The sequence below is a fragment of the Microbacterium azadirachtae genome, from assembly GCF_000956545.1.
GTDB lineage: Bacteria > Actinomycetota > Actinomycetes > Actinomycetales > Microbacteriaceae > Microbacterium > Microbacterium azadirachtae.
Genome location: NZ_JYIT01000082.1, coordinates 102,066 through 124,994 on the forward strand (window position 1 = coordinate 102,066; position 22,929 = coordinate 124,994).

Annotated in this window: 27 protein-coding genes; 16 read left to right on the top strand and 11 right to left on the bottom strand. The window is 69.9% G+C overall.

Going from position 1 to position 22,929, the window contains the following annotated elements; genetic code table 11:
• Positions 1-4: 4 nt before the first annotated feature.
• A complete protein-coding gene (locus RL72_RS13550; RefSeq protein ID WP_045251475.1) occupies positions 5-391 on the bottom strand; it encodes a DUF4307 domain-containing protein in 387 nt (128 codons plus the stop codon).
• A 122-nt stretch (positions 392-513) separates the two neighbouring features.
• Between RL72_RS13550 and RL72_RS13555 the strand changes: the two genes are divergently transcribed.
• Positions 514-777, top strand: coding sequence for a hypothetical protein (locus tag RL72_RS13555; protein ID WP_045251389.1), 264 nt, complete (start codon positions 514-516; stop codon positions 775-777).
• A gap of 1 nt (position 778) precedes the next feature.
• On the opposite strand, the gene trhA is transcribed toward RL72_RS13555, so the two are convergent.
• Positions 779-1,516 carry a PAQR family membrane homeostasis protein TrhA gene (gene trhA, locus RL72_RS13560; RefSeq protein ID WP_045251390.1) on the bottom strand — a complete coding sequence of 246 codons (738 nt, stop codon included), beginning with the start codon at positions 1,514-1,516 and terminating at the stop codon, positions 779-781.
• A 104-nt stretch (positions 1,517-1,620) separates the two neighbouring features.
• Here trhA and RL72_RS13565 point away from each other — a divergent pair, with 104 nt between their 5' ends.
• The 4 genes from RL72_RS13565 to RL72_RS13580 all read left to right on the top strand — a co-directional run bounded on the left by RL72_RS13565 (position 1,621) and on the right by RL72_RS13580 (position 5,685).
• Positions 1,621-2,406, top strand: a complete 786-nt coding sequence (locus tag RL72_RS13565) for an isoprenyl transferase (RefSeq protein ID WP_045251391.1) — start codon at positions 1,621-1,623, stop codon at positions 2,404-2,406.
• 46 nt (positions 2,407-2,452) lie between these two features.
• Positions 2,453-3,568 carry an aminotransferase class V-fold PLP-dependent enzyme gene (locus tag RL72_RS13570; protein WP_045251392.1) on the top strand — a complete coding sequence of 372 codons (1,116 nt, stop codon included), beginning with the start codon at positions 2,453-2,455 and terminating at the stop codon, positions 3,566-3,568.
• 213 nt (positions 3,569-3,781) lie between these two features.
• Complete coding sequence (gene phoH2 / locus RL72_RS13575; RefSeq protein WP_045251476.1) at positions 3,782-5,125, top strand: RNA 5'-3' helicase PhoH2; 1,344 nt, start codon at positions 3,782-3,784, stop codon at positions 5,123-5,125.
• Positions 5,126-5,271: 146 nt separating this feature from the next.
• Positions 5,272-5,685: an ASCH domain-containing protein gene (locus RL72_RS13580; RefSeq protein ID WP_045251477.1), complete on the top strand. Its 414-nt coding sequence runs from the start codon at positions 5,272-5,274 to the stop codon at positions 5,683-5,685.
• Between the two features lie 94 nt (positions 5,686-5,779).
• On the opposite strand, the gene RL72_RS13585 is transcribed toward RL72_RS13580, so the two are convergent.
• The 5 genes from RL72_RS13585 to xseA are packed head-to-tail and all read right to left on the bottom strand — an operon-like array spanning position 5,780 to position 10,102.
• Entirely contained in the window at positions 5,780-7,177 is a 1,398-nt protein-coding gene (locus tag RL72_RS13585) for a class II fumarate hydratase (RefSeq protein WP_045251393.1), read from the bottom strand.
• 41 nt (positions 7,178-7,218) lie between these two features.
• Positions 7,219-7,869: a carbonic anhydrase gene (locus RL72_RS13590; RefSeq protein WP_045251394.1), complete on the bottom strand. Its 651-nt coding sequence runs from the start codon at positions 7,867-7,869 to the stop codon at positions 7,219-7,221.
• Positions 7,866-8,519 (bottom strand): DUF4245 family protein, encoded by a 654-nt coding sequence (locus RL72_RS13595; protein WP_045251395.1) that lies wholly within the window; start codon positions 8,517-8,519, stop codon positions 7,866-7,868. The genes RL72_RS13590 and RL72_RS13595 overlap by 4 nt, the downstream gene beginning before the upstream one ends.
• Positions 8,516-8,773 carry an exodeoxyribonuclease VII small subunit gene (locus RL72_RS13600; RefSeq protein WP_045251396.1) on the bottom strand — a complete coding sequence of 86 codons (258 nt, stop codon included), beginning with the start codon at positions 8,771-8,773 and terminating at the stop codon, positions 8,516-8,518. The genes RL72_RS13595 and RL72_RS13600 overlap by 4 nt, the downstream gene beginning before the upstream one ends.
• 15 nt (positions 8,774-8,788) lie before the next feature.
• Positions 8,789-10,102 (bottom strand): exodeoxyribonuclease VII large subunit, encoded by a 1,314-nt coding sequence (xseA, locus tag RL72_RS13605; protein ID WP_045251397.1) that lies wholly within the window; start codon positions 10,100-10,102, stop codon positions 8,789-8,791.
• A gap of 172 nt (positions 10,103-10,274) precedes the next feature.
• Here xseA and RL72_RS13610 point away from each other — a divergent pair, with 172 nt between their 5' ends.
• Both RL72_RS13610 and RL72_RS20495 read left to right on the top strand, forming a co-directional pair.
• Complete coding sequence (locus RL72_RS13610; RefSeq protein WP_248700481.1) at positions 10,275-11,291, top strand: 4-hydroxy-3-methylbut-2-enyl diphosphate reductase; 1,017 nt, start codon at positions 10,275-10,277, stop codon at positions 11,289-11,291.
• Positions 11,288-11,959 (top strand): DUF6264 family protein, encoded by a 672-nt coding sequence (locus tag RL72_RS20495; protein WP_248700475.1) that lies wholly within the window; start codon positions 11,288-11,290, stop codon positions 11,957-11,959. The genes RL72_RS13610 and RL72_RS20495 overlap by 4 nt, the downstream gene beginning before the upstream one ends.
• Before the next feature lie 36 nt (positions 11,960-11,995).
• On the opposite strand, the gene RL72_RS13620 is transcribed toward RL72_RS20495, so the two are convergent.
• Positions 11,996-12,484, bottom strand: a complete 489-nt coding sequence (locus tag RL72_RS13620) for a DUF2231 domain-containing protein (protein WP_045251398.1) — start codon at positions 12,482-12,484, stop codon at positions 11,996-11,998.
• Between the two features lie 119 nt (positions 12,485-12,603).
• On the opposite strand from RL72_RS13620, the gene RL72_RS13625 reads away from it, so the two are divergent.
• The 3 genes from RL72_RS13625 (at position 12,604) to RL72_RS13635 (ending at position 14,357) form a co-directional block, all read left to right on the top strand.
• Positions 12,604-13,107, top strand: a complete 504-nt coding sequence (locus RL72_RS13625; RefSeq protein ID WP_045251399.1) for a sigma-70 family RNA polymerase sigma factor — start codon at positions 12,604-12,606, stop codon at positions 13,105-13,107.
• Positions 13,104-13,778, top strand: coding sequence for a zf-HC2 domain-containing protein (locus RL72_RS13630; protein ID WP_052674415.1), 675 nt, complete (start codon positions 13,104-13,106; stop codon positions 13,776-13,778). Before RL72_RS13625 ends, RL72_RS13630 begins: the two co-directional genes overlap by 4 nt.
• 69 nt (positions 13,779-13,847) lie before the next feature.
• Positions 13,848-14,357 (top strand): COG4315 family predicted lipoprotein, encoded by a 510-nt coding sequence (locus RL72_RS13635; protein WP_045251400.1) that lies wholly within the window; start codon positions 13,848-13,850, stop codon positions 14,355-14,357.
• A 65-nt stretch (positions 14,358-14,422) separates the two neighbouring features.
• Here RL72_RS13635 and fbaA read toward each other — a convergent pair whose 3' ends face one another.
• Positions 14,423-15,451, bottom strand: a complete 1,029-nt coding sequence (gene fbaA / locus RL72_RS13640; protein WP_045251401.1) for a class II fructose-bisphosphate aldolase — start codon at positions 15,449-15,451, stop codon at positions 14,423-14,425.
• A gap of 185 nt (positions 15,452-15,636) precedes the next feature.
• Between fbaA and glpX the strand changes: the two genes are divergently transcribed.
• Positions 15,637-16,629 (top strand): class II fructose-bisphosphatase, encoded by a 993-nt coding sequence (glpX, locus tag RL72_RS13645; protein WP_045251402.1) that lies wholly within the window; start codon positions 15,637-15,639, stop codon positions 16,627-16,629.
• Between the two features lie 156 nt (positions 16,630-16,785).
• Complete coding sequence (locus RL72_RS13650) at positions 16,786-16,998, top strand: hypothetical protein (protein WP_045251403.1); 213 nt, start codon at positions 16,786-16,788, stop codon at positions 16,996-16,998.
• Here the strand turns inward: RL72_RS13650 and RL72_RS13655 are convergent.
• Both RL72_RS13655 and RL72_RS13660 read right to left on the bottom strand, forming a co-directional pair.
• Entirely contained in the window at positions 16,973-18,244 is a 1,272-nt protein-coding gene (locus RL72_RS13655; RefSeq protein ID WP_045251404.1) for a DNA recombination protein RmuC, read from the bottom strand. The genes RL72_RS13650 and RL72_RS13655 overlap by 26 nt on opposite strands.
• A 53-nt stretch (positions 18,245-18,297) precedes the next feature.
• Entirely contained in the window at positions 18,298-18,900 is a 603-nt protein-coding gene (locus tag RL72_RS13660) for a 3'-5' exonuclease (RefSeq protein WP_045251405.1), read from the bottom strand.
• Positions 18,901-18,982: 82 nt separating this feature from the next.
• Here RL72_RS13660 and RL72_RS13665 point away from each other — a divergent pair, with 82 nt between their 5' ends.
• The 4 genes from RL72_RS13665 to RL72_RS20635 all read left to right on the top strand — a co-directional run bounded on the left by RL72_RS13665 (position 18,983) and on the right by RL72_RS20635 (position 22,926).
• On the top strand, positions 18,983-19,723 hold the full coding sequence (locus tag RL72_RS13665) for a class I SAM-dependent methyltransferase (protein ID WP_045251406.1): 741 nt from the start codon (positions 18,983-18,985) through the stop codon (positions 19,721-19,723).
• Between the two features lie 31 nt (positions 19,724-19,754).
• The gene (gene ychF / locus RL72_RS13670) at positions 19,755-20,828 is read left to right on the top strand and encodes a redox-regulated ATPase YchF (RefSeq protein ID WP_045251407.1); all 1,074 of its coding nucleotides are present in this window, start codon (positions 19,755-19,757) and stop codon (positions 20,826-20,828) included.
• A gap of 419 nt (positions 20,829-21,247) precedes the next feature.
• Positions 21,248-22,435, top strand: coding sequence for an ABC-three component system protein (locus tag RL72_RS13675; RefSeq protein WP_156156800.1), 1,188 nt, complete (start codon positions 21,248-21,250; stop codon positions 22,433-22,435).
• A complete protein-coding gene (locus RL72_RS20635; protein WP_428838626.1) occupies positions 22,432-22,926 on the top strand; it encodes a three component ABC system middle component in 495 nt (164 codons plus the stop codon). The genes RL72_RS13675 and RL72_RS20635 overlap by 4 nt, the downstream gene beginning before the upstream one ends.
• Positions 22,927-22,929 lie beyond the last annotated feature (3 nt).

A 22,929-nucleotide genomic window follows, 5' to 3' on the forward strand; every position in this document is an offset into this window, starting at 1 on the left:
GAGCCTAGGACACCCAGCAGGAGTTCACCAAACCCGTGGTGGCTGCCGAGACGATCGGAACATGCTCGGTGAACGCGCGCGAGTGCTTCTCGGATGCGGGGTAGGTGACGAGGCGCCAGCCGACGATGCCGAACTCCTCGTCCTGCGCCTCGACGATGCAGTGCACCGGACGATTCGTCGGCGCGCTGATCTGGAAGGACACCGTGACGCTGTGGTCGTCGACGAGGTGGAAGCCGGTGCCCGTGACGTCGACGGTGTCGGCCGAGCCCTGCCACGTCCACCAGCCGAAGACGCCCACGACGATCGCGGCGACGGCGATCGTGAGGATCATCGGGAGGCGCCGGCGGGGTCCGCGGCCGTAGCGCTCGTCGAGCTGGGCGGGGGTCGTCACGGCGGGGTGCATCCGATCGTTAGGCTGGTGGTTCCAGGTTATCCCGCGCGCGACCCTCAGTCCGACCGGGCGGCGACCCCGGAAGCCCGCGGCGACGCGGGCTCGACTCTGAAAGGCGAGCGATGATCGACGCGATCCTGGCTGCTGCGACGGCGACTCCCACCCCGACCCCGACGGTCGACCCCAATCTGGTCACCCCGGGACCCGTGGGCTTCGTGATCGTGGCGGTCGTCGTCGTGTTCGCCGCCCTGCTCATCTGGGACATGCAGCGCCGGATCCGGCGAGTGCGGTATCGCGAGGAGGTGCGCGCCGAGCTCGACGCGGAAGAGGCCGCGACGCGCGACGACGCGCAGCCGCACCCGGGCGCGGACGACCCGAAGGCCTGACTCAGCCGGGGAGCCCGAGGGACGGCTGCAGCGGCGTCAGCGAGATGAGCAGGCACGCGGTCCAGTGGCAGAGGAACGCCAGCACCGTGCACACGTGGAAGATCTCGTGGAAGCCGAACCTGCCCGGCCAGGGGTTGGGCTTCTTCAGCGCGTAGACGATCGCCCCGCCGGTGTAGAGCAGGCCGCCGACGCACACGAGCACCATCATCGCGACGTTGGCGTGCACCAGGTCCACGATGTACATGACGGCGGCCCACCCCAGCAGCAGGTAGAGCGCGACGTAGAGCCAGCGCGGAGCGTGGATCCAGAACACCCGGAACAGGATCCCGAGCACGGCACCCGACCAGACCAGCGTGAGCAGCAGCACGCCCTTGCCCGGAGGGAGGGCGAGGGTCGCGAGCGGGGTGTAGGTGCCGGCGATCAGCAACAGGATGTTGGCGTGGTCGATGCGCTTGAGCACCGCCTTGGTCGTCGGCTTCCAGTTGAACCGGTGGTACAGCGCGGAGTTGCCGAAGAGCAGCAGCGAGGTCACCATGAACACCACGGCCGCCCATTTCGCGACCGTTCCGTGGGCGAGCACGATGAGCACGATCCCCGCCGCGATCGCGACAGGGAACGTGCCGGCATGGATCCAGCCGCGCCACGTCGGCTTGATCTCGACCTGGGCGTCGAGGCCGGCCGCCTCCAGGAGAGGCAGCTGGGGCACATCCGGTGCAGCGGTTCGGGTCGCTCTGCGCATGATTGCATGCTAGGTCGCTCCGCATGCCGTTAGCCGTACATACGCCGTGCACGAGATGGGAAGGCGCACATCGTGCGACGCCGTGCGCGCGGTAGCGTATTCACGTGAGCGCACGGTCCGATCAGCCCTTCAGCGGCGCCCTCTATCGGCTGTACACGCGACGGCTGCGGCGCCGGCTCGATCCGCAGACCGTGCCGCATCACATCGCGATGATGATCGACGGCAACCGCCGCTGGGCGCGGCAGCTCGGCTACGCGACCCCGGCGCACGGACATCGGGCCGGCGCCGCGAAGATGCGTGAGTTCCTCGGCTGGTGCGACGAGCTCGGCATCGGCGTCGTCTCGCTGTACCTGCTCTCCGCGGACAACCTGCGAAAGCGCGACTCCGCAGAGCTCGCCGACCTGATCGAGATCATCGGCGAACTCGCCGACGCCCTCTCCCACGAGGGCAACTGGCGCGTCAAGCACGTGGGACGCGCGGAGATCCTCCCGTCGGAGCTCGCCCGGGTGCTGGCCGACGCCGAGGAGCGCACGCGCAGCCACACGGGCCTGCACGTCAACCTCGCCGTGGGGTACGGCGGGCGCAACGAGATCGTCGACGCCGTGCGCTCGATCCTCGCCCAGCACGACGCCTCCGGCGGCACGATGGAGGACCTCGCCGCGCATCTGACGCCCGAGATGATCGGCGAGCACCTGTACACCGGCGGGCAGCCCGATCCCGACCTCGTGATCCGGACCAGCGGCGAGCAGCGGCTCAGCGACTTCCTGCTCTGGCAGAGCGCGCACAGCGAGTTCTATTTCGTGGAGGCGCTGGGCCCGGACCTGCGCCAGGTGGACTTCCTGCGGGCGATCCGGGACTACGCCGACCGCGACCGTCGCTTCGGACGCTGAGGACCGCCTGCGCGGAGCCGTCGTCGCACCGTGTCAGACTGGCGGGATGCGCGCCATCGACGAGTACGCGGCCACCTTCGGCGAGGATCCCGGCTACCTGAACTGGGCGGCGCTCGGGCCGATGTCCGCGGCGGCCGGAGCGGCCCTGCGCGACACCGCGGAGCTGCTCTCCACCGGTCGTGCGGAGGACGTCGCGGCCGCCTCGGAAGCGGGTGCCGCCGCCGCGCACGAGGTCGCGGGCCTGCTGGGCGCCCCGGCGGATGAGGTCACCCTGCATCCGTCGTCCACGCACGCCCTCCAGCAGGCGCTCGCCGGCCTGGAAGGCACGGTCGTCGCCTCCGCCGCCGAGTTCCCGAGCGTCACCATCACGCTGGAGCGCGCCGCGTCCGCGGCCCCAGGCCGCCTGGTGCCGCGCTGGATCGCGCCCGCCGACACGCGAGTGACGCCGGATGCGGTCGCGGCGGCGCTGGATCCCACGGTGACCGCCCTCGTCGTGAGCCACGTGGACTTCCGCTCGGGATATCGCGCCGACCTCGCCGCACTCCGCGACCTCCTCGGCCCCGACCGCCTCCTCATCGTCGACGCCGTGCAGTCGTTCGGCGTGGTGGACGAGGACTGGGCGGCGGCGGATGTCGTCGTCGGGCACGGCTACAAGTGGCTGCGCGCGGGCCGGGGAACGGGTTTCGCGCGTTTCACCCCGCAGGCGCGCGAGCGGATCCGACCGGTGCTGAGCGGTCGGATCGCGACGTCCGCGAAAGGCCTGCCCACCGACGCCCTCCCTGATCCGATCGCGTCCGCACAGGCGTACGCCGTCAGCGCGCCGGATCCCTTCGCCGCCGCACGGCTCGCCGCCGCGTCGGCGGAGATCCACGCCGCGGGAGTGCGCGACGTCGCAGCGCTGCTCGCAGCGCGCGTCGACGCGGTGCTCGCCGTGGCGGATCGGCGCGGGATCCCTGTCGTGTCGCCCCGCGAGGTCGAGCGGCGGGCCGGCATCGTCGTGCTCGGGGTCGCGGATCCGGAGCGCCTGGGCGCGGTGCTCGCCGCAGCGGGTGTCAGCGTCACGGTGCACGCCCGCGCCGTGCGGGTCGCGCCGCATGCCGGAACCACGGCGGACACGCTGGGCATGCTCGACGCCGTGCTCGCGGACGCCGCCAACCGTTAACACGGACTTAACCTTCAACCACGCGTGTCGAAGTGCGCGGACACGGCGGCAGGTCGTACCTTCGAGCCATCGGACACGGCGTCCGATCGAGTCGGCCTCAAGGATCGCGACTCGTGGCCCTGGTCGACTCGCCTAGCACCGGGAAGCTTCCCGGGTCGGGAGAGGGTTGTGGCCGCACGTACAGCACTGAAGAGCAGCACCCGCACCAGCGCCGTGAGCGCCGCCAGTGACACGGCAGGACATCCGGGAGGTGCAACGCCCGACCAGGATCTGAAGACGTACGTGCTCGACACGTCCGTGCTGCTGTCGGATCCGCAGGCGTTCTTCCGCTTCGCCGAGCACTCCATCGTCCTGCCGGTCGTCGTGATCGGCGAGCTGGAGGGCAAGCGCCACGACCCCGAGCTCGGGTACTTCGCCCGGCGCGCGCTGCGCCACCTCGACGAACTGCGCGTCGAGCACGGTCGACTCGACTTCCCGGTGCCGATCGGCGACGGCGGCACGCTGCGCGTCGAGCTCAACAACACCGACCTGTCGGTGCTGCCGAGCGGCATCCGCCTCGGCGACAACGACAGTCGCATCCTCGCCGTGGCGATGCACCTCGCCGAAGACGGACAGGACGTCACGGTCGTCTCGAAGGACCTCCCGATGCGGGTCAAGGCGGCCTCGCTGGGCATCAACGCGGAGGAGTACCTGGCCGAGCAGGCCGTCGACTCCGGCTGGACCGGGATCAGCTCGATCTCGCTGTCCGGCGATGAGATGAGCGACCTGTACGAGAGCGAGATCGGAACGAGCGAGGAGGCGATCGGCCTCCCGGTCAACACCGGCCTGATCATCCACTCCGAGCGGGGCTCCGCTCTCGGCCGCGTCACCGGCGACGGCGAGTACGCCCTCGTCCGCGGAGACCGGGAGGTGTTCGGCCTGCACGGACGCTCGGCCGAGCAGCGCATCGCGATCGATCTGCTCCTGGATCCCGAGGTCGGCATCGTCTCGCTCGGCGGACGCGCCGGCACCGGCAAGTCGGCGCTCGCGCTGTGCGCGGGGCTCGAGGCCGTGCTGGAGCGGCAGCAGCAGAAGAAGATCATCGTGTTCCGCCCGCTGTTCGCCGTCGGCGGCCAGGAGCTCGGCTACCTGCCCGGCGACAAGGACGAGAAGATGAGCCCGTGGGGTCAGGCGGTGTTCGACACCCTCGGCTCCGTCGTCTCCGGCAACGTCATGGACGAGGTCGTCGAACGGGGCATGCTCGAGGTGCTGCCGCTCACGCACATCCGCGGTCGCTCGCTGCACGACGCGTTCGTGATCGTCGATGAGGCCCAGTCGCTCGAACGCAACGTGCTGCTCACCGTGCTGAGCCGGATGGGGCAGAACTCGCGCGTCGTGCTCACCCACGACGTCGGCCAGCGCGACAACCTCCGCGTCGGTCGCCATGACGGCATCGCGAGCGTCATCGAGACGCTCAAGGGCCACGACCTGTTCGGGCACGTGACCCTGCAGCGCTCCGAGCGCTCCGCGATCGCCGCCCTCGTCACCGAGCTGCTGGAGGGCAGCGAACTCAGCTGAGATGGCGTCGCCGCGCGACGCCTCGCGCGGCGGGCGGCGTACCGCGCGACGCTTGCAGGAGCCGGCCACGGATGCATGACGGATCCGTCGCTTCGGCCCTGCAGGCGTCGCGCGGCCCTGCATCCGTCGCCGCATACGCTGAGAGGATGACTGAAGAGCTGCCGGTCTCCGAGTACGGCTTTCCCGGCCCGCTGCGAGACTCCCTGGTCGCGGCGATCATCGCGGGGAAGAAGACGTCGACGACGAGCCTGCTCCGCGACTACGAGCGCGAGGGCGAGCCTTTTCCCGAGGTCGGCGACCGTGCCGTCGTGATCGACTCCGCAGGAGATCCGGTCGGCATCGAGCAGATCACGGAGGTGCGGATCGTCCGCGTCGGCGACGTCGACCTCGAGCATGCACTCGCGGAAGGAGAGGGCTTCACGTCCGTCGCCGAGTGGCGCGAAGGACATGAGGGCTTCTGGCACGGATCCGAGTACCGCGATCACGCGGGGGATCCGTCCTTCCGCGTGACCGACGACACGCTCGCAGTGCTCGCGCGGTTCCGGTTCGAGCCGATCTAAGGGCACGCGGTGCCGCGCGACGCGAGCGCCGCGTCGTACAGACGACGGATGCCGCGCCCCGGGAGGGACGCGGCATCCGTGCGCGGATCCGGGATCAGCCGGCGTGCGTCATCGAGAGGAGGTCGAGCTTGGCGTCGAGCTGCTCGAGGGTGAGCTCGCCGCGCTCCACGTAGCCGAGGTCGATCACGGCGTCGCGGACGGTGATGCCCTTGGCGACGGCGTGCTTGGCGATCTTCGCCGCCGCCTCGTAGCCGATGAGCTTGTTCAGCGGCGTGACGATCGACGGGCTCATGCCGGCGAACGCGGCGGCGCGCTCGAGGTTCGCCTGCAGGCCGTCGACGGTCTTGTCGGCGAGCACGCGCACGGCGTTGGAGAGCAGGCGGATCGACTCGAGCAGCGCCGTGCCCATGACCGGGATCGCCACGTTCAGCTCGAACGAGCCGGAGGCGCCGGCCCAGGCGACGGTCGCGTCGTTGCCGATCACGCGCGCGCACACCATCAGGACGGCCTCGGGGATGACGGGGTTGACCTTGCCCGGCATGATCGAGGAGCCCGGCTGCAGGTCGGGGATGTGCAGCTCGCCGAGGCCGGTGTTCGGGCCGGAGCCCATCCAGCGCAGGTCGTTGTTGATCTTGGTCAGGGAGACGGCGATCGTGCGCAGGGCGCCCGACGCCTCGACCAGCCCGTCGCGGTTCGCCTGAGCCTCGAAGTGGTCCTTGGCCTCGGTGATCGGCAGCTCGGTCTCGGCTGCGAGCAGCGCGATGACCTTCTGCGGGAAGCCGAGCGGCGTGTTGATGCCGGTGCCGACCGCGGTGCCGCCGAGGGGGACCTCCGCGACCCGGGGGAGCGCCGCCTGGACGCGCTCGATGCCGAGGCGGATCTGGCGGGCGTAGCCGCCGAACTCCTGGCCGAGGGTGACCGGCGTGGCGTCCATCAGGTGGGTGCGGCCGGACTTGACCGCGTCCTTCCACAGGTCCGCCTTGGCCTCGAGGGCGACGGCCAGGTGGTCCAGGGCGGGGATCAGCGTGTCGATGAGCGCCTGGGTGACGGCGATGTGCACCGAGGTGGGGAAGACGTCGTTCGACGACTGCGACGCGTTCACGTGGTCGTTCGGGTGCACGGTCGCGCCCAGGATGCGGGTCGCGAGGGTCGCGAGCACCTCGTTCATGTTCATGTTCGAGGAGGTGCCGGATCCGGTCTGGTAGGTGTCGACCGGGAACTCGCCGTCGTGCTTGCCCGCAGCGACCTCGTCGGCCGCCTGGGCGATCGCGTCGGCGATGGCGCCGTCGAGCGTGCCGAGCTCCTTGTTGGCGAGCGCCGCAGCCTTCTTGATCCGGGCGAGGGCCGCGATCTGCGTCGGCTCCAGACCCTTGCCGGAGATCGGGAAGTTCTCCACCGCGCGCTGGGTCTGCGCGCCGTAGAGCGCGTTCACGGGCACACGCACCTCGCCCATGGTGTCGTGCTCGATCCGGTACTGGTCGTTGTCGGTCACTGCTGTTCCTCCAGATGTGACGGTGTGATGAAGGGGGATGTTCAGGGGGCGACGGTGAGGCCCGCGGTGACGACGGGCACGGCCGTGCCCTCGTTCAGCCGGTAGTTCGCGCCGACGATGCCGAGGCGGCCCTCGGTCACGGCCTGGGAGATCAGCTCGGAGGACTGCAGCAGGTCCCGCACCGTGTTGCGCAGGTGCTCCTGGCCCACGAGCTCGGGGTCGATGTCGGCGACCGTGGATCCGCCCTGCTCGGCGAGCACCTTGCGCGCGGCCGGGACGATCGGGGCGACGAGCTTCCAGATGTGCGGGGGCAGGGGAGCGGCGTCGATCGCGGTGCCGTCGATCGCGGCGCGCACGGCGCCGCAGCTGTCATGGGCGAGCACGACGATGAGCGGGACGCCCAGCACGGCCACCGCGTACTCGAGGCTCGCGACGATCGACTCGCCGATGACCTGGCCCGCATTGCGCACCACGAAGAGGTCGCCGAGGCCCTTGTCGAAGATGATCTCGGCGGCCAGCCGCGAATCGGAGCAGCCGAACAGGGTGGCCATCGGAGCCTGTCCGTCGACGAGCTCGTGGCGCTTGCCCACGTCCTGGTTCGGGTGCGCGGGCGTGCCGGCGACGAAGCGCTGGTTCCCCTCGCTCATGAGCCGCCAGGCCTCGTCGGGGGTGAGGGTCGTGGTGTCGGTCATCGTCCGCCTTCGAGCTCGTCGATCTGGGGGCTGATCTTCGCGACCAGCTCCGCGGTTCCTGCCTTGCCGAGTGCGCCGTACACGAGGACGTAGTCCTTGCCGACCTGCGTGCCGAGCGCGTAGTTGATGTTCGCCGAGGCGTCGGGGCGCGCGATGACGTACTCGTCCCACGTCCGTCCGCCGATCTTCACGGTGTTCTTCGAGGTCGTGCCGCGCAGGGGCGTGAGCGCCCAGCTCGCGTCGGCGTCGAACGCCTGGGCGATGTGCGCGTAGCCGCGGGCGTCGTCGGCCTGAGGGGCGACGGTGATGTCCCAGACGACGGGCTTGCCGTCGGTCAGCACGGCCTTGTTGACGCGCCAGTTGTTCGGCGGCGTCGGCAGCAGCACCGGGCGGTCCATGGCGCTCTGCGCGTTCTTGGCCGCAGCCGGAAGATCCACCTTGCTGGCGCCGGTGAAGTCGCCGCGGGGCACGATCAGCACGATGAGCAGCACGACGCCGACAGTGGCGATCAGGGCCGCGATGAGGCCGCGGAAGGTCTGACTGGACCGGTACGCGGCCGACGACGCGGCCTTGCGGTCGGCGGTCTCCTGCGCGGTCTCCGGGCGTCCCAGTTCGGCGACGACGGGCGGCTGTTTCGGCGCGCGGCTCATCGTCCGCCCTCCTCGGCGTTCGAGCGGGCGGCGTCGAGGCGGCGCTTGGCGCCGACGAGCCACTCCTCGCAGCGCGCGGCGAGGGCCTCGCCGCGCTCCCAGAGCGTGAGGGACTGCTCGAGCGTGGGCGCGCCCTGCTCGAGCTCGGCGACGACGCGCACCAGTTCGTCCCTGGCCTGCTCGAAGCTGAGCGAAGCCGGATCGGCGACGGTCGGCGCAGAGGTCCCTGCGGAGGCGGACGGCTCGTTCGACACAGTCACGCCTCCATCCTACCGGCGTGCATCAGCCCCGCCGGCCGAGCCGGAGGCGGCCTCGGCCGACTCCTCGATCTCGCCCTCCGAGACGGCGCGCAGCGATCCGCGGTCCACCGTGACGGTGAGCACGGTCCCTGCCGGGGCGTCCGCGGCGTCGCGCACGATGCGGCCGTCGTCGCGGTGCGCGATCGCGTAGCCGCGCGCCAGGGTGGCGGCGGGGGAGAGTGCGCGCAGCGAGGCGCGCAGTTCCGCGGTGCGTCGAGAGGCGGTGTCGATCGTGCGGCCGAGGGTGTCGCGCGACCGCGCCGAGAGCAGCCAGACCTCCTGTGCACGGCGCTCGATGAGCGGATCCGGATCGCGCAGCACAGGGCGCGAGCGCAGCTGCTCGAGCTGTGCGATGTCGTGCGCGACGCGCTGCGAGACGCGGGTGGTGGCCCTGGCGCGCAGCTGGGCGACGAGGGCGCGCTGCTCGCCCACGTCCGGCACCACGCGCTTGGCGGCGTCGGTGGGCGTGGAGGCGCGGAGGTCCGCCACATCGTCCAGCAGCGGGTGGTCGTTCTCGTGCCCGATCGCGCTGACCACGGGGGTCGTCGCCGCCGCGACCGCACGCACGAGACGCTCGTCGCTGAAGCCGAGCAGCGTCTGCGGGTCGCCGCCGCCGCGGGCGATGATGATCACATCGACGTCCGGATCCGCGTCGAGTCGCTTGAGCGCGGCGAGCGTCTCCGGGACGCACCGGTCTCCCTGCACCGCCGCGTGGACGGTGCGGAACCGCACCTGCGGCCAGCGCAGCTCGGCGTTGCGGTGCACGTCCTTCTCGGCGTCGGAGTTCTCGCCGGTGATCAGGCCGATCAGGTGGGGGAGGAAGGGGAGCGGCTTCTTGCGCGCCGGATCGAACAGCCCCTCCTGGCGCAGCTGGGCGCGCAGCCGCTCCAGCCGCTCGAGCTGATCGCCGAGGCCGACGTGCTTCACGGCGGAGACGGCGAAGCTGAAATCGCCCGCCTTGACGAAGTAGTCGGCCTTGACGGCGGCGACGACGTGGTCGCCCACGGCGAGATCGGCCGGGATCCGCGCCCGCACGCTCGACCAGATCCGGATCGAGATCTGCGCGTCGGACCGGGTGTCCTTGAGCCGCGCGAAGACGTTGCCGGCGCGCAGGTTCCAGCTGGTGATCTCGCCCTCGACCCAGACGGTGCCCCACTGCGCCACGAAGTCGCGGATGGTGGCGTTCAGGCGTGCGATCGAGGTCGGCGCCTCCGCCGTGGAATCGCGGGGGGAGACGGCATCGGCCGGCGGAGTCTCGCCGGCGGCGGCGTGGAAGACGGTCATCGCATCCTGTCGATCGGGGCGCGTTCAGGATAACGCGGGCCCCGGACGCCGACGGCGAGCCACGGGAGGGCCCGGTCCCGGCCCCTTGCCAGGAGGCGCCGATAGAATCGCGGGTGTGAGCTCTCCCGTCGCGCTGCCCCTGCCGCAGATCCCCCGCCGCCGCCCCGAAGGCGTGCGCGAGCCGCTTCAGGACCGCCCCGTGGACGGTGCCAAGCGCGTGCTGCTGGCCGCTCCCCGCGGCTACTGCGCCGGCGTCGACCGTGCCGTGGTCGCAGTCGAGAAGGCGTTGCAGCGCTACGGCGCACCCGTGTACGTGCGCAAGCAGATCGTGCACAACATCCACGTGGTCACCGAGCTCGAGGCGCAGGGGGCGATCTTCGTCGACGAGGTGGACGAGATCCCCGAGGGCTCCCACGTCGTCTTCAGCGCGCACGGCGTCTCGCCGATGGTCGTCTCGGCCGCGGAGGACCGCCACCTCCACGCGATCGACGCGACCTGCCCGCTCGTGACCAAGGTGCATCGCGAGGCCGTGCGCTTCGCCCGCGACGACTTCGAGATCCTGCTCATCGGCCACGACGGCCATGAGGAGGTCGAGGGCACGGCCGGCGAGGCTCCCGACCACGTCACCGTCGTGAACTCCCCGGAGGAGGCCGACACCGTCGAGGTGCGCGACCCCAGCAAGGTCGTGTGGCTGTCGCAGACCACCCTTTCGGTGGACGAGACCATGGAGACGGTGAACCGGCTGCGCACGAGGTTCCCCGAGCTGCAGGATCCGCCGTCCGACGACATCTGCTACGCCACGCAGAACCGGCAGGTGGCGATCAAGAAGGTGGCCCGCGACGCGGATCTCGTGATCGTGGTCGGCTCCGCGAACTCCTCCAACAGCGTGCGCCTCGTCGAAGTGGCCCGCGAGTATGGCGCGAAGGCCGCCTATCGCGTCGACTACGCCGACGAGGTGCGGCAGGAGTGGCTGGACGGCGTCACGACGGTGGGCGTGACCAGCGGCGCCTCGGTGCCCGAGGTGCTCGTGCAGGAGGTGCTCGAAGCCCTCGCCGAGGCGGGCTACGGCGACGTCGAGGAGGTGCGCACCGCCGAGGAGGACCTGATGTTCTCGCTCCCGAAGGAGCTGCGCCAGGACGTGTCGGGCCAGCGCGACGAGCGCGCCCTCGGAGGACGGACCTCACGATGACGGAACCCTCGTCCGCCGCTGATTCATCGCGTCCTCGTCCGCCCGTTGCTGAATCATCGCGTCCTCGTCCGCCCGTTGCTGAATCATCGCGTCCTCGTCCGCCCGTTGCTGAATCATCGCGTCCTCGTCCGCGATACGGCGAGTACGCGTCCCCAGAGGAGCAGAGCAGGCGGGCCGGACGACCGCTGACGCCCGCGGTCGCGCCTGCGACCACGCCCGTCGCGCCGGCCGGCGTCGCTCCCGCCGCCGAGCCCACGGCCGAGCCGGGCGTCGTCGTCGAGGGCGCGCGTCCGCCGCGCCCCGTGGACCGGGTGGCGGCCCTGGCGCTGCTCGCGTACGGGCTGTGGAACGTGATGACCTCGATCGGCCAGTTCCTCAACCCGGCGACGCTCATGGACATGATGCTGCAGGCCGTCGGGATCTCGGGCAGCTTCTCGAACTACGACCAGGCGAAGACCTGGGGCATCGTCGCGTGCGTCGCGCTCATCGTGGGCTGGCTCGCGACGGCCGCGTGGACGGTCCTGAGGCTGCGTCGCGGCCGGCTCGCCTGGTGGGTGCCGGTGCTCGGCGGTGCCGTGTTCGTCACGCTGGCGACGATCTGCATGATGGTGCCCTTCTTCTCCGACCCCGCCGTGGTGTCGTTCCTGAACGGGCAGCTGAAGAAGTAGCCGTCGAGCCGACGAGCCGCCGTGCCCGGGGCCGCTTCAAGCGATCCCTCCCCAGACCGCGCGGGCGCCCGCCTCTCCGGTCAGCACGACCACGACGGTCACGCCGAGCGCGCAGGCCACCGCGACGACCGCGATCGAGATCGAGACCGCGGCCGCGACGGACGGACGCCGGATCCGGGTCGTGATGCGCTCGCGCAACTGGACGGCGGCGGCGGCGAGCAGCAGTGCGATGCTCCAGGGGATCAGCATCAGGCCGAGAGCCTCGTGCCGCTGGATGGCGGGCGTGGATCCGACCCTCGCAGCCAGGTCGAGGCCGGCGAGCACCGTCACCGGCACCAGGATCGCGACGAGCGCCGCAGCGATCGGCGGCGCCAGGCCCAGACGGCGTCGCGCCGCGGGCCAGAGCGCCGTCAGAGCCACGGCGAGCGCCGCCAGCGGGGTGAGGATCACGGTGGCGTGCACCAGCAGAGGATGCAGGGGGAGGCCGAACAGCACGAACGAGCCGGACGCGGGCAAGGCGGTCATACTGGGAGAACGACGCGCAGGCGCACCGGGTTCACCGGTTTCCCCCGCCCGCGCGGATCCGATCCATCCGCGATGAACCATTCGGCCCCGGATCTCGTTTCCCCGGTGAGGAGGCGACGATGGAGGATGAGGACGAGCGGCTGACCGCGCTCTACGACGTGCACGCCGGCCCGATCCGTCGTTACGTCGTGCGACTCACCGGCAGCGCCTCCTCGGCGGACGACGTGGTGCAGGAGACGCTGCTGCGGGCCTGGCGCACGCCGCGCATCCTGGAGCAGGAGGCCGCGACGACCCGCGCCTGGATGTTCACCGTGGCGCGGAACCTCGTGATCGACGAGGCCCGCAGTGCGCGCAGACGTCACGAGCACCCTGTCGCCGAGGTGCCGGAGCGCGCCACGGGCGACACGACGGATCGTCTGTTCGACGCGATCCTCATCGAGGACGCGCTCGCCGACCTCAGCGCCGAGCATCGCGCCGTGATCGTCGCCGGCTACTACGGCGGCCGCAGCGTCGACGAGATCGCTCAGGAGCTGGCGATCCCCGCCGGAACGGTGAAGTCGCGGATGCACTATGGACTGCGGGCCCTGCGGCTCGCGCTGCAGGAGAGAGGGGTGATCCGGTGAGCGTCGATCCGGACCCGTTCGCGACGTGGGACGCCGCCTATGCGATGGGCGCGCTGTCCACGGCGGACCGCGCCCGCTACGAGGCGCATCTGGCGGAGTGCCCCGAGTGCCGCGCCGCCCTGGCCGAGCTCGTGCCCGCGGTGAGCCTGCTCTCGCGCGTGCGTGCCGAGGACGCGGAGCGCATCGGCACGGGTGACGCCGACCCGGTCGCGCCGAAGCTGCTCTCGATCGCGCGCGCACGGCGTCGGCGCCGTCGCCGCGCGATCTGGGCCGGCGTCGGCATCGCCGCCGCCCTCGCGATCGCGGTGCCCGTCACGGTCGTCGCGCTGACGCCGCGACCTGCCGTGTCGGTGGCGCTGGACGCGGCGGCGTCCGTGCCGGTGAGCGCGACGGTCTCCCTGACGCCTGTCGCCTGGGGCACCAGGATCGACATGGCGTGCCTGTACGACGCCGGCGCTCCCGATGCCGGCTGGACCTACGTCCTCACCGTGGTGGGCAAGGACGGCACGACGACGGATCTGTCGTCGTGGAAGGCCGAGCCGGGCCGCACCACGACGCTGTCCGCGGGAACGGCCGCCGCGCTCGCCGACATCCGCACGGTGCAGATCCGCACGGCGGCCGGAGACGTCGTGCTGAGCCACGACATCCGCGGCGGCTCCGCGTCGGGATGAACCGCGACGCGCTCGCCCTCGTTCTTCCAGTGAGCGCACCGCACGGAGCGCGGTCGAAAGGATGAGGACATGCGCAGAACCTGGGCGATCGGAGCCCTAGCACTGGGATTGCTGCTGGCCGGATGCAGCTCGCCGGCGACCACCGGATCCTCGGCGCCGCCGGCATCGAGCGATGGGTACGGAGCGGGCGGAGGGTACGGCGCGGGGACGAGCAGCACCGCCGCGAGCACAGGCCTGAAGCTCGCCAAGACGTCGCTCGGCGAGGTCGTCGTGACCTCGACCGGCATGACGGCCTACGTGTTCGACAAGGACACCAAGGGCACGCAGAAGAGCGCGTGCACCGGAGCGTGCGCCGGGCTGTGGCCGGCGATCCTCGCCACCGGCGACACCCCTCAAGGAGAGGGCATCAGCGGCGCGCTCGGCACGATCCCGACGCCCGACGGCAAGAAGCAGATCACGCTCGACGGCTGGCCTCTGTACACCTACTCCGGCGACACCGCCGCGGGCGACGTCCACGGACAGGGCCTGCAGGGCATCTGGTGGGTCGTGAACGCGTCGGGCGCGAAGGTCGGCGGCTGACCCGGTACGACAGGAGCGCCGCCGGGACGGATCCCGACGGCGCTCCTGAATGCTGCGGACCGAGGTCAGCTCTGGGACTGGCCGTAGGAGCCGAGCTGGCGCGTGGACTCGACGACGCGCTGAGCCATCGCCGTCTCGGCGACCTTGCCCCAGGCGCGCGGGTCGTAGAGCTTCTTGTTGCCGACCTCCCCGTCGACCTTGAGGACGCCGTCGTAGTTGCTGAACATGTAGCCGGCGATCGCACGGGTGAAGGCGTACTGGGTGTCGGTGTCGATGTTCATCTTCACGACGCCGTTCGCGACCGCGAGCGCGATCTCGGCGTCCGTGGAGCCGGATCCGCCGTGGAAGACCAGGTCGAGGGGCTTCGGGCCGGTGCCGTACTTGGCCGCGACCTGCTGCTGGATCTCGCCGAGGAGCTCCGGGCGCAGCTTCACGCCGCCCGGCTTGTAGACGCCGTGCACGTTGCCGAACGTGAGGGCGGCGATGTAGCGGCCCTGGTCGCCGAGGCCGAGCGCCTGCACGGCCTGATCGACATCCGCGAACGTGGTGTAGAGGGCCTCGTTCGACCCCTCGTGCGCGACGCCGTCCTCCTCGCCGCCGACCACGCCGATCTCGACCTCGAGGATGGCGTTGATGTTCTTCATGCGGGGGAGGAGATCCTTCGCGATCTCGATGTTCTCCGCGAGCGGCACGGCCGAGCCGTCCCACATGTGCGACTGGAAGATGGGGTTGCGTCCGGCGCGGACCTCCTCCTCGCTGGCAGCGATGAGGGGCTCGACGAAGCCGGCGAGGGCGTCCTTCGGGCAGTGGTCGGTGTGGAGCGCGACCGTGACGGGGTAGGACTTCGCGACCTCGGTGGCGAACTTCGCGAACGCGAGCGCGCCGGTGGCGCGCGCCTTGACGGTCTGCCCGGCGAAGTAGTCGGCGCCGCCCGTGGTGACCTGGATGATGCCGTCGGAGCCGGCCTCGGTCAGACCCTGCAGCACGGCGTGGATCGTCTGGGAGCTGGAGACGTTGAACGCGGGGTAGGCGAACCCGCCCGCCTTCGCGCGGTCGAGCATCTCGGCGTACTGCTCCGGGGTGGCAACGGGCATGGCATCTCCTGTGCTGGATGACGGGGGTCAGTGGCCACTCTAGCGCCGCAGGATCGGCGATTCAGAGCGCGTGACGACGGGCCGAGGGCCGCGGATCTTCGGCTCCGTAAAGAAGGTGAGATCTTTCGAGATCTGAGGGCGGAAAACTGCGGATCCATAATCGTCCGGCCCCTACGCTGAGTGCCATGGTGAGCCTCGCAGCCAATCTCAGCCCCCTCAGCCCCGACCGCAACCTCGCACTCGAGCTCGTCCGTGCGACGGAGGCGGCGGCGATCCGCGCCGTTCCGTTCATCGGACGGGGGGCGAAGGAGGCGGCGGACGGCGCCGCGGTCGACGCGATGCGCGCCTTCCTCGGCACGGTCGACTTCGACGGCCGCGTGGTGATCGGCGAGGGCGAGAAGGACAACGCCCCGATGCTCTTCAACGGAGAGCACGTCGGCAGCGGATCAGGCACCGGGCCCCTGTGCGACATCGCGGTCGACCCGATCGACGGCACGTCCCTCACCGCCGCCGGACGGCAGAACGCCCTGTCTGTGATCGCGGTCTCCGACCGCGGAACGATGCTCGATGCATCCAGCGTCTTCTACATGGACAAGCTCGTCACCGGCCCGGCCGGCGTCGGCGTCGTCGACATCCGCCTTCCCGTCGCGGAGAACATCAAGCGGCTGGCGGGCGCGCTCGGCAAGCCGGTCGAGGAGATCGTCGTGTCGGTGCTGAACCGGCCCCGTCACGAGCAGCTCATCCAGGAGATCCGAGATGCCGGCGCCGGCACGCGCCTGATGAGCGACGGCGACGTCGCCGGCGGCATCAACGCCGCGCGGCACGGCGCTCGCACCGACATGTGCATCGGCGTCGGCGGCAGCCCGGAGGGCATCGTCACCGCGTGCGCGATCAAGGCGCTCGGCGGGCACATCCAGGGCCGGCTGTGGCCGCGCGACGATGACGAGCGCCAGCGCGGCATCGACGCCGGCCTCGACATGGACAAGGTCTACGAGGCCGATGACCTGGTGAGCGGCAACAACACGATCTTCGTCGCCACGGGAGTGACCGACGGTCAGCTCGTCGCCGGCGTGCGTCGCGAGGGGGACTACCTGTACACGGAGAGCGTCGTGCTGCGCAGCGCGTCCGGCACCCTGCGCCGGATCGCGTCGGAGCACCTCGTCTCGAAGTGGCTCTGAGCGGTCGTCGACTCCCGGTCCTTGACGTCGCGCCTCGATAACGACCTGATCGCATTCCCTCGGTTCGCCTGCCCACCTGGCACAATGGTGGAGGCGCCTTCGGCGTGCACGGCGCATTCTGCGCGACGCAGGATGCGGATCAGGAAGGTGACGAGGATGGCTGCGGAGAACATCTACCGCCAGGAGACGATCACCGACACCGGTACGGTGAAGATCGTCGAGATGGACGCGTCCCGCCGCACCGACGTGCTGTTCCGCGTCCGGCGCGAAGAGGGCCACGAGATCAGCGCCTGGTGGATGATCGGCGCCTTCGTGCTGTTCTCCGGCGTGGTGGTCTTCCTGCTCAGCGGGGTTCCGGGGAGCGCCTGACCTCCTCGCGCTCGCCGTCCTCGGTGGTCAGCCGCTCGCGCAGCTCGCCCAGATCCGCCTGGATGCCGCTCGCGCTGTCGCCCGAGGCTGAGGTCAGCTCCTCGGCGGTGAACCGCCGTGTCGAGCCCGTCACGGGTGACGGCGCCGAGAGCGCATCGGCGTCGACGCCGGGGAACCGGCGCGCCGTCACCAGCACGCGCCCCTCCAGGGAGCCGGCGAAGCGGTTGTAGCTCTCGACGGTGCGCTCGAGGGCGCGACGCAGATCCTCGGCATGTCCGGCGAGCACTCCGAGGCGGTCGTACAGCTGGGTGCCCAGCTCGAGCAGGACCGCGGCCTCGGCCGACAGCTCCTGCTGCTTCCACGTGTAGGCGACGGTCTTCAGCACCGCCCAGAGGTTCACGGGAGTGGCGAGCGCCACGCGCTTGCCGAACGCGTAGTCGAGCAGCGCCGGATCCTCGTCGAGGGCGGCCGACAGCAGTGACTCGGTGGGCAGGAAGCAGATCACGAACTCCGGGCTGACGTCGAGTCCCGACCAGTACGCCTTCTTCGCGAGCGCGTCGATGTGCGCGCGCACCGCTTTGACGTGCTGCTGCATGAGGCTGCGGCGCTGCGGGTCGTCGGCGCCGAGCGTGCCCGCCGCGAGGAACGCGTCCAGGGGCGCCTTCGCATCCACTGCGATCGATGCTCCGCCGGCGAGGCGGATGACCATGTCGGGGCGGCCCTGACCGGCGTCGGAGCGGATGGTCGCCTGCAGATCGAAGTCGACGTGCCGGGTGAGCCCCGCCGCCTCGACCACGCGCCGCAGCTGTGTCTCGCCCCACACTCCGCGCGCCGACGTGGAGCGCAGCGCGCCGGCCAGCGACTCGGTGGTCGAGCGCAGCGCCTCCCCGCTCTCCTCGGTGCGGCGCAGCTGTTCGCTGAGCTGGCCGAACTGCGCGTGACGCTCCCGCTCGAGCACCGTCACCGTCTGCTGCATGCGGTGCAGGCTCTCCCGCACGGGGGCGAGGGCGGTGAGCACCGCGTTCTCCTGGCGGGCGCGTTCGGCGGCGTCGTGCTGCTGCAGGCGTGCGTGCTCGACCGCGTCGCGGTAGAGATCGTGCTGGCGGTCGCGCTCCTCGCGCACCACCGAGAGCTCCGCGTCGGCGCGGGCGAGGTCGGCGGCGCCGCGGCTGCGACCCAGGAACCAGCCGACGGCGAGGCCGGCGGCCGCGGCGACAGCGGCGATGAGCAGTGCGAGCGCGTCCATGCGTCCATGATGGGCGGGGCCTCCGACATCGCCGGAGGACGCGCCGTCGTGCCTCAGGCCGCGGCGCGCACCTTCGCCGGAGCGGCGGGTGCGAGCGGATCGCCGAGGCGCACGCCGATCGTCTCGGCCAGCTGATGGATCGTGTCGGATCCCGTGCGTCGCGCCGCGTCGATCACGATCTGCGCGCAGGCGCGGGCGTCGGCGAGCGCGTCGTGGTGCGGGAACGCACCGAACCCTGCGGCCTCGGCGGCGACGGGCAGTCGGTAGGAGTCGAGGTCGTAGACCTTGCGCGCCACGGCGAGGCTGCACAGTGAGCGGTACGGCGGGCAGTCGTCGTCGGTGGCCTCGCAGGCGCGACGGATGACGTTCAGGTCGAACCCGGCGTTGTGCGCGACGAGCACATCGGCACCGGCGAAGGCGCACAGCCGGTCGAGCTGCTCACTCCAGCCGGGTGCATCCAGGACCTGGTGCGCCTGGATGCCGTGGATCCGCACGTTCCACTCCTGGAACTCGTCGTGGCCGTGCGGCGGGCGGATCAGCCAGCCCGTCTGCGCGACGACGACGCTGTCGCGCACCCGCACCAGGCCCACCGAGCACGCGGAGGCAGGGGAGGAGTTCGCCGTCTCGAAGTCGATCGCGGTGAAGTCCAGGGCCACGCATCCACCCTCCGTCGAGAGTGCGCGGAGGGCGCTCAGGCGCGCCGCGGGAGCCCGGATCGCCGGGCGTAGTCTCGGAAGCATGGTGGAACGCGCGACGAGCTTCGGATCCGAGACGGGCAGCTACGAGAAGGGGCGCCCCGAGTACCCCGCGGAGGCGGTGCAGTGGCTCCTCGAGCCGCTGCCGGCCGGCGACAGGGCGGTCGTCGACATCGGTGCGGGGACGGGCAAGCTCACCCGCGCGGTGCTTGCGCTCGGATCCGCCACCGTGACGGCGGTCGACCCGGATCCGCAGATGCTCGATGCGCTGCGCGGGAAGACGCCCGGCGTCGAGACCGTGACCGGCACGGCCGAGGAGCTCCCCTTGGACGATGCGATCGCCGACGCCGCAGTGCTCGGTCAGGCGTGGCACTGGGTGGAGCCGGTCGCGGCTTCCGCGGAGATCGGCCGCGTGCTGCGGCCGGGCGGCGTGCTCGGTCTGATCTGGAACGTGCGCGACGACCGCACCGGATGGGTGCGCCGGCTGACGGCGATCATGCACGGGAGCCCCGCGGAGGAGATGATCGCCTCGAACGCGGTGCGCGTCGCATCGCCGTTCGGGCCGCTCGAGGAGAAGCGCTGGGAGTGGACGCGCACCATGACGCGCGCCGAGCTGCACGCGATGGCCCGCTCCCGCAGCTACCTCATCACGGCGCCCGAGGAGGAGAAGGACCGCGTGGCTCGCGGGATGGACGCGCTGTTCGACGAGCTGGGCCTCGCCGAGGGCGGAACGCTGGAGATGCCGTACGTGACCGCCGCATACCGCGCGGTCCGCGGATCCTGAGCGGGCGCGCGCCCCGGTAGACTCGTACCCCGTGGCTCTCACCATCGGAATCGTCGGACTGCCCAACGTCGGCAAGTCCACCCTCTTCAACGCCCTCACCAAGAACGACGTGCTCGCGGCGAACTACCCGTTCGCGACGATCGAGCCGAACGTCGGCGTGGTGAACCTGCCGGACGCGCGCCTGAACGCGCTCGCCGAGATCTTCGGCAGCGAGCGGATCCTGCCCGCGACGGTGTCGTTCGTCGACATCGCCGGCATCGTGCGCGGCGCGAGCGAGGGGGAGGGGCTGGGAAACCAGTTCCTCGCGAACATCCGCGAGGCCGACGCGATCGCGCAGGTCGTGCGCGGGTTCGCGGACGACGACGTGGTGCACGTCGAGGGCGCGATCGACCCGAAGAACGACCTGGAGACCATCAACGCCGAGCTCATGCTCGCCGACCTGCAGACGCTGGAGAAGGCGATCGTGCGCATCGAGAAGGAGGTGCGCGGTCGCAAGACCGACGCCTCGGTGCTCGACGCCGCGAAGGCGGCGAAGGACGCGCTCGAGCGCGGTCAGCTGCTCTCCACGAGCGGCATCGACCTCGCGCCGATCAAGGAGCTCGGCCTGCTGACCTCCAAGCCCGTGATCTTCGTCTTCAACGTCGACGAGGCCGTGCTGACCGACGACGCGCGCAAGGCGGAGCTCGCCGCGCTCGTCGCCCCGGCCCAGGCGATCTTCCTCGACGCGAAGATCGAGTCGGAGCTCATCGACCTGGATCCGGAGGACGCGGCGGAGCTGCTCGCCTCCACCGGTCAGGACGAGTCGGGTCTCGACCAGCTGGCCCGCATCGGCTTCGACACCCTCGGCCTGCAGACCTACCTCACGGCCGGCCCGAAGGAAGCCCGCGCCTGGACGATCCACAAGGGCGACAAGGCCCCGCAGGCCGCCGGCGTGATCCACACCGACTTCGAGAAGGGCTTCATCAAGGCCGAGGTCATCTCGTTCGACGACCTGGTCGCGACCGGATCCGTCGTCGAGGCCCGCGCCAAGGGCAAGGCCCGCCTCGAGGGCAAGGACTACGTGATGCAGGACGGCGACGTCGTGGAGTTCCGCTTCAACGTCTAGTTTTCGCATCTGATCAGGATCTTAATGCCGCGCTCTGGTGGGTTGGGTTCCGATTCAACATCGCGAGAGTTGTTGATTCGCCAAAGGAGAACCCTGCGGACGCGTTGCGGTTCTAACGGTGCCGCCTTCGACGTGTCCTTCACGGTGTGCATCGGTTGTGGCGCACCGGGATCATAATTTTGTCGGACCGGTGCCTGAGTGGTTCATGCGGCCGGCCAGGGGCTGTTCAGTAGATTGGCGGTGCGAGAGCATCCGTCTCCAGAGAGCCTGACATCCGCCCGCAAGCTACTCGACGATCCGACTCCACCTAATCGCGAAGAGTTGGTCCGAGCTCCCTCGTCCGACGTCGACGTCGGACGACTCGGTATATTGAGCGAATCGCGTATTCACGCGACGGTTCGATTCTCCGAGAGGCTGACGTGACACAGTTTGATGCCTCGGCCTCGGCTGTTGGCCATCTCCATCAGATGAGATGGGCGCTGCTCGAGTTGCTCCGCGCCGGGCGACGCGACAAGACGGTACGCGTCTCGCTGGAAACCTACGACGACATCGCGCTTCTTGATGAAGTCGGAGATATAGGGGCTGCCAAGCAGATCAAGCATCACAGTGCACCAGCGACTCTCACAGACGGAAGCGAGGATCTCTGGAAGACTTTGCGCGTGTGGCTCGCGAGTCCGCGCCTGCGAGATGCGAACGGACCGAAGCTGTTCTTACTGACAACGGCATCGATAACGGCGGGATCGGCGGTCGACAAGCTCACTCGCGAGAACTGGGCGCCTGATGAAGCAGCGGAGATGCTGACAACCCTCGCGGTTGAACTGAGTGGCAAGTCGACGATCGCGGCGAGAGAAGCCTGGCTCGAGGCAACGCCCGCGGAGCGTACTGCTCTGCTGAAGCGCGTCACGATTGTGTCCGACGCGCCCGCCGCAGACAAAACGGATGACCTGCTGAAAGAAGAATTGGCCACAGGGGTGCGCGATGAGCATATGGATCTCGTGCTTGAACGTCTCTGGGGTTGGTGGTACCAGCACGCGCTTCGAATTCTGATGGCAACAGGCGTTGAGACGGTGTCGGCAGACCAGCTCTATCGACGTCTCCACGAGATTCGAGATGACTTCCGGGGAGATTCGCTTCCGCTCGATCTCTCGCTGCTGGACGTTGGCGAATCTGTGCTTGAGTCGCATCTTGAACGACCATTCGTTCGTCAGCTCGAATGGATCGGAGTGCACTCAAATAACCTTCGGAAGGCGATGGTCAACTACCACCGTGCCTACACCCAGACTGCAAAATGGGTCATGGATGGTGATCTCGTCGAGGATGACCTCAGAAGCTTCGAGCGCGAGCTTCGTGAAGAATGGGAGATCCAGTTCGAGAACATGTGCGACAGGCTGGCTGATGAGGAGGTGCTGACCGAGCGGGTCAAACGCCGCGCCGGCCGCGAACTCTTCAATGCTCTCTATGACACGAATCTCGTTCGCATCCGCGCGTCGTTCAGCGAACACTTCCTGACGAACGGAGCTCGGCACATGCTTGCTGATAAGGGTGAGCTGGGTTGGCACCCAGATTTTCGCGAACGAGTCGCTGAACTACTCGGCGTTGTGGCATGACTGAACTGCTTTCGTGGGACGACCGTCCAGAACTAGCGGCTTCGATCCTAAATCCAGCCCTGATCAGCGCGAGTATTGCGTGGTGTGTAACGCGATACACCGACGAACACGAAGCTGGCATGCCCTGGGAGGTCAGCTTTTTAGTACCGCCGCTGGTCTTGCACCGGGGTACGCGCGAGCGCTTGCCCAGGTCAGGCGCAACACACTTGGCGCCTTGGACGATAGCCAACCGGAACACGCTGGTCGGGTTCGCGGATCGCGCTCGACGTTTTCGACCTCATGTCGAGGAAGGACTCCGGGTCGGACTGAGGTCGGGACTGCTAGAAGTGAGCGACTCTGCGCATCTGCGAGCGTCAGTCCCTGACAAGGTCCGCTTCAAAGATCAGAGCGAGCTTCGCGAGATTGTTAGTCGAGCGGCCGTGCTCGGCACTGTGCTTGGGCGCGCTGGATCTAGCGCGAACATATTCACGATATTGGGAGTGAGTCCATAGTGC

Excerpts from the sequence above, each read along its gene's own strand:
- RL72_RS13595 (WP_045251395.1), bottom strand. The coding sequence starts at position 8,519 with ATGAGCCGCGCGCCGAAACAGCCGCCCGTCGTCGCCGAACTGGGACGC.
- trhA (WP_045251390.1), bottom strand. The coding sequence starts at position 1,516 with ATGCGCAGAGCGACCCGAACCGCTGCACCGGATGTGCCCCAGCTGCCT.
- RL72_RS13625 (WP_045251399.1), top strand. The coding sequence starts at position 12,604 with ATGGAGGATGAGGACGAGCGGCTGACCGCGCTCTACGACGTGCACGCC.
- RL72_RS13665 (WP_045251406.1), top strand. The coding sequence starts at position 18,983 with ATGGTGGAACGCGCGACGAGCTTCGGATCCGAGACGGGCAGCTACGAG.
- RL72_RS13620 (WP_045251398.1), bottom strand. The coding sequence starts at position 12,484 with ATGACCGCCTTGCCCGCGTCCGGCTCGTTCGTGCTGTTCGGCCTCCCC.
- RL72_RS13555 (WP_045251389.1), top strand. The coding sequence starts at position 514 with ATGATCGACGCGATCCTGGCTGCTGCGACGGCGACTCCCACCCCGACC.
- xseA (WP_045251397.1), bottom strand. The coding sequence starts at position 10,102 with ATGACCGTCTTCCACGCCGCCGCCGGCGAGACTCCGCCGGCCGATGCC.
- RL72_RS13655 (WP_045251404.1), bottom strand. The coding sequence starts at position 18,244 with ATGGACGCGCTCGCACTGCTCATCGCCGCTGTCGCCGCGGCCGCCGGC.
- RL72_RS20495 (WP_248700475.1), top strand. The coding sequence starts at position 11,288 with ATGACGGAACCCTCGTCCGCCGCTGATTCATCGCGTCCTCGTCCGCCC.
- glpX (WP_045251402.1), top strand. The coding sequence starts at position 15,637 with ATGGTGAGCCTCGCAGCCAATCTCAGCCCCCTCAGCCCCGACCGCAAC.
- RL72_RS13580 (WP_045251477.1), top strand. The coding sequence starts at position 5,272 with ATGACTGAAGAGCTGCCGGTCTCCGAGTACGGCTTTCCCGGCCCGCTG.
- RL72_RS13650 (WP_045251403.1), top strand. The coding sequence starts at position 16,786 with ATGGCTGCGGAGAACATCTACCGCCAGGAGACGATCACCGACACCGGT.
- RL72_RS13590 (WP_045251394.1), bottom strand. The coding sequence starts at position 7,869 with ATGACCGACACCACGACCCTCACCCCCGACGAGGCCTGGCGGCTCATG.
- RL72_RS13635 (WP_045251400.1), top strand. The coding sequence starts at position 13,848 with ATGCGCAGAACCTGGGCGATCGGAGCCCTAGCACTGGGATTGCTGCTG.
- RL72_RS13570 (WP_045251392.1), top strand. The coding sequence starts at position 2,453 with ATGCGCGCCATCGACGAGTACGCGGCCACCTTCGGCGAGGATCCCGGC.
- fbaA (WP_045251401.1), bottom strand. The coding sequence starts at position 15,451 with ATGCCCGTTGCCACCCCGGAGCAGTACGCCGAGATGCTCGACCGCGCG.
- RL72_RS20635 (WP_428838626.1), top strand. The coding sequence starts at position 22,432 with ATGACTGAACTGCTTTCGTGGGACGACCGTCCAGAACTAGCGGCTTCG.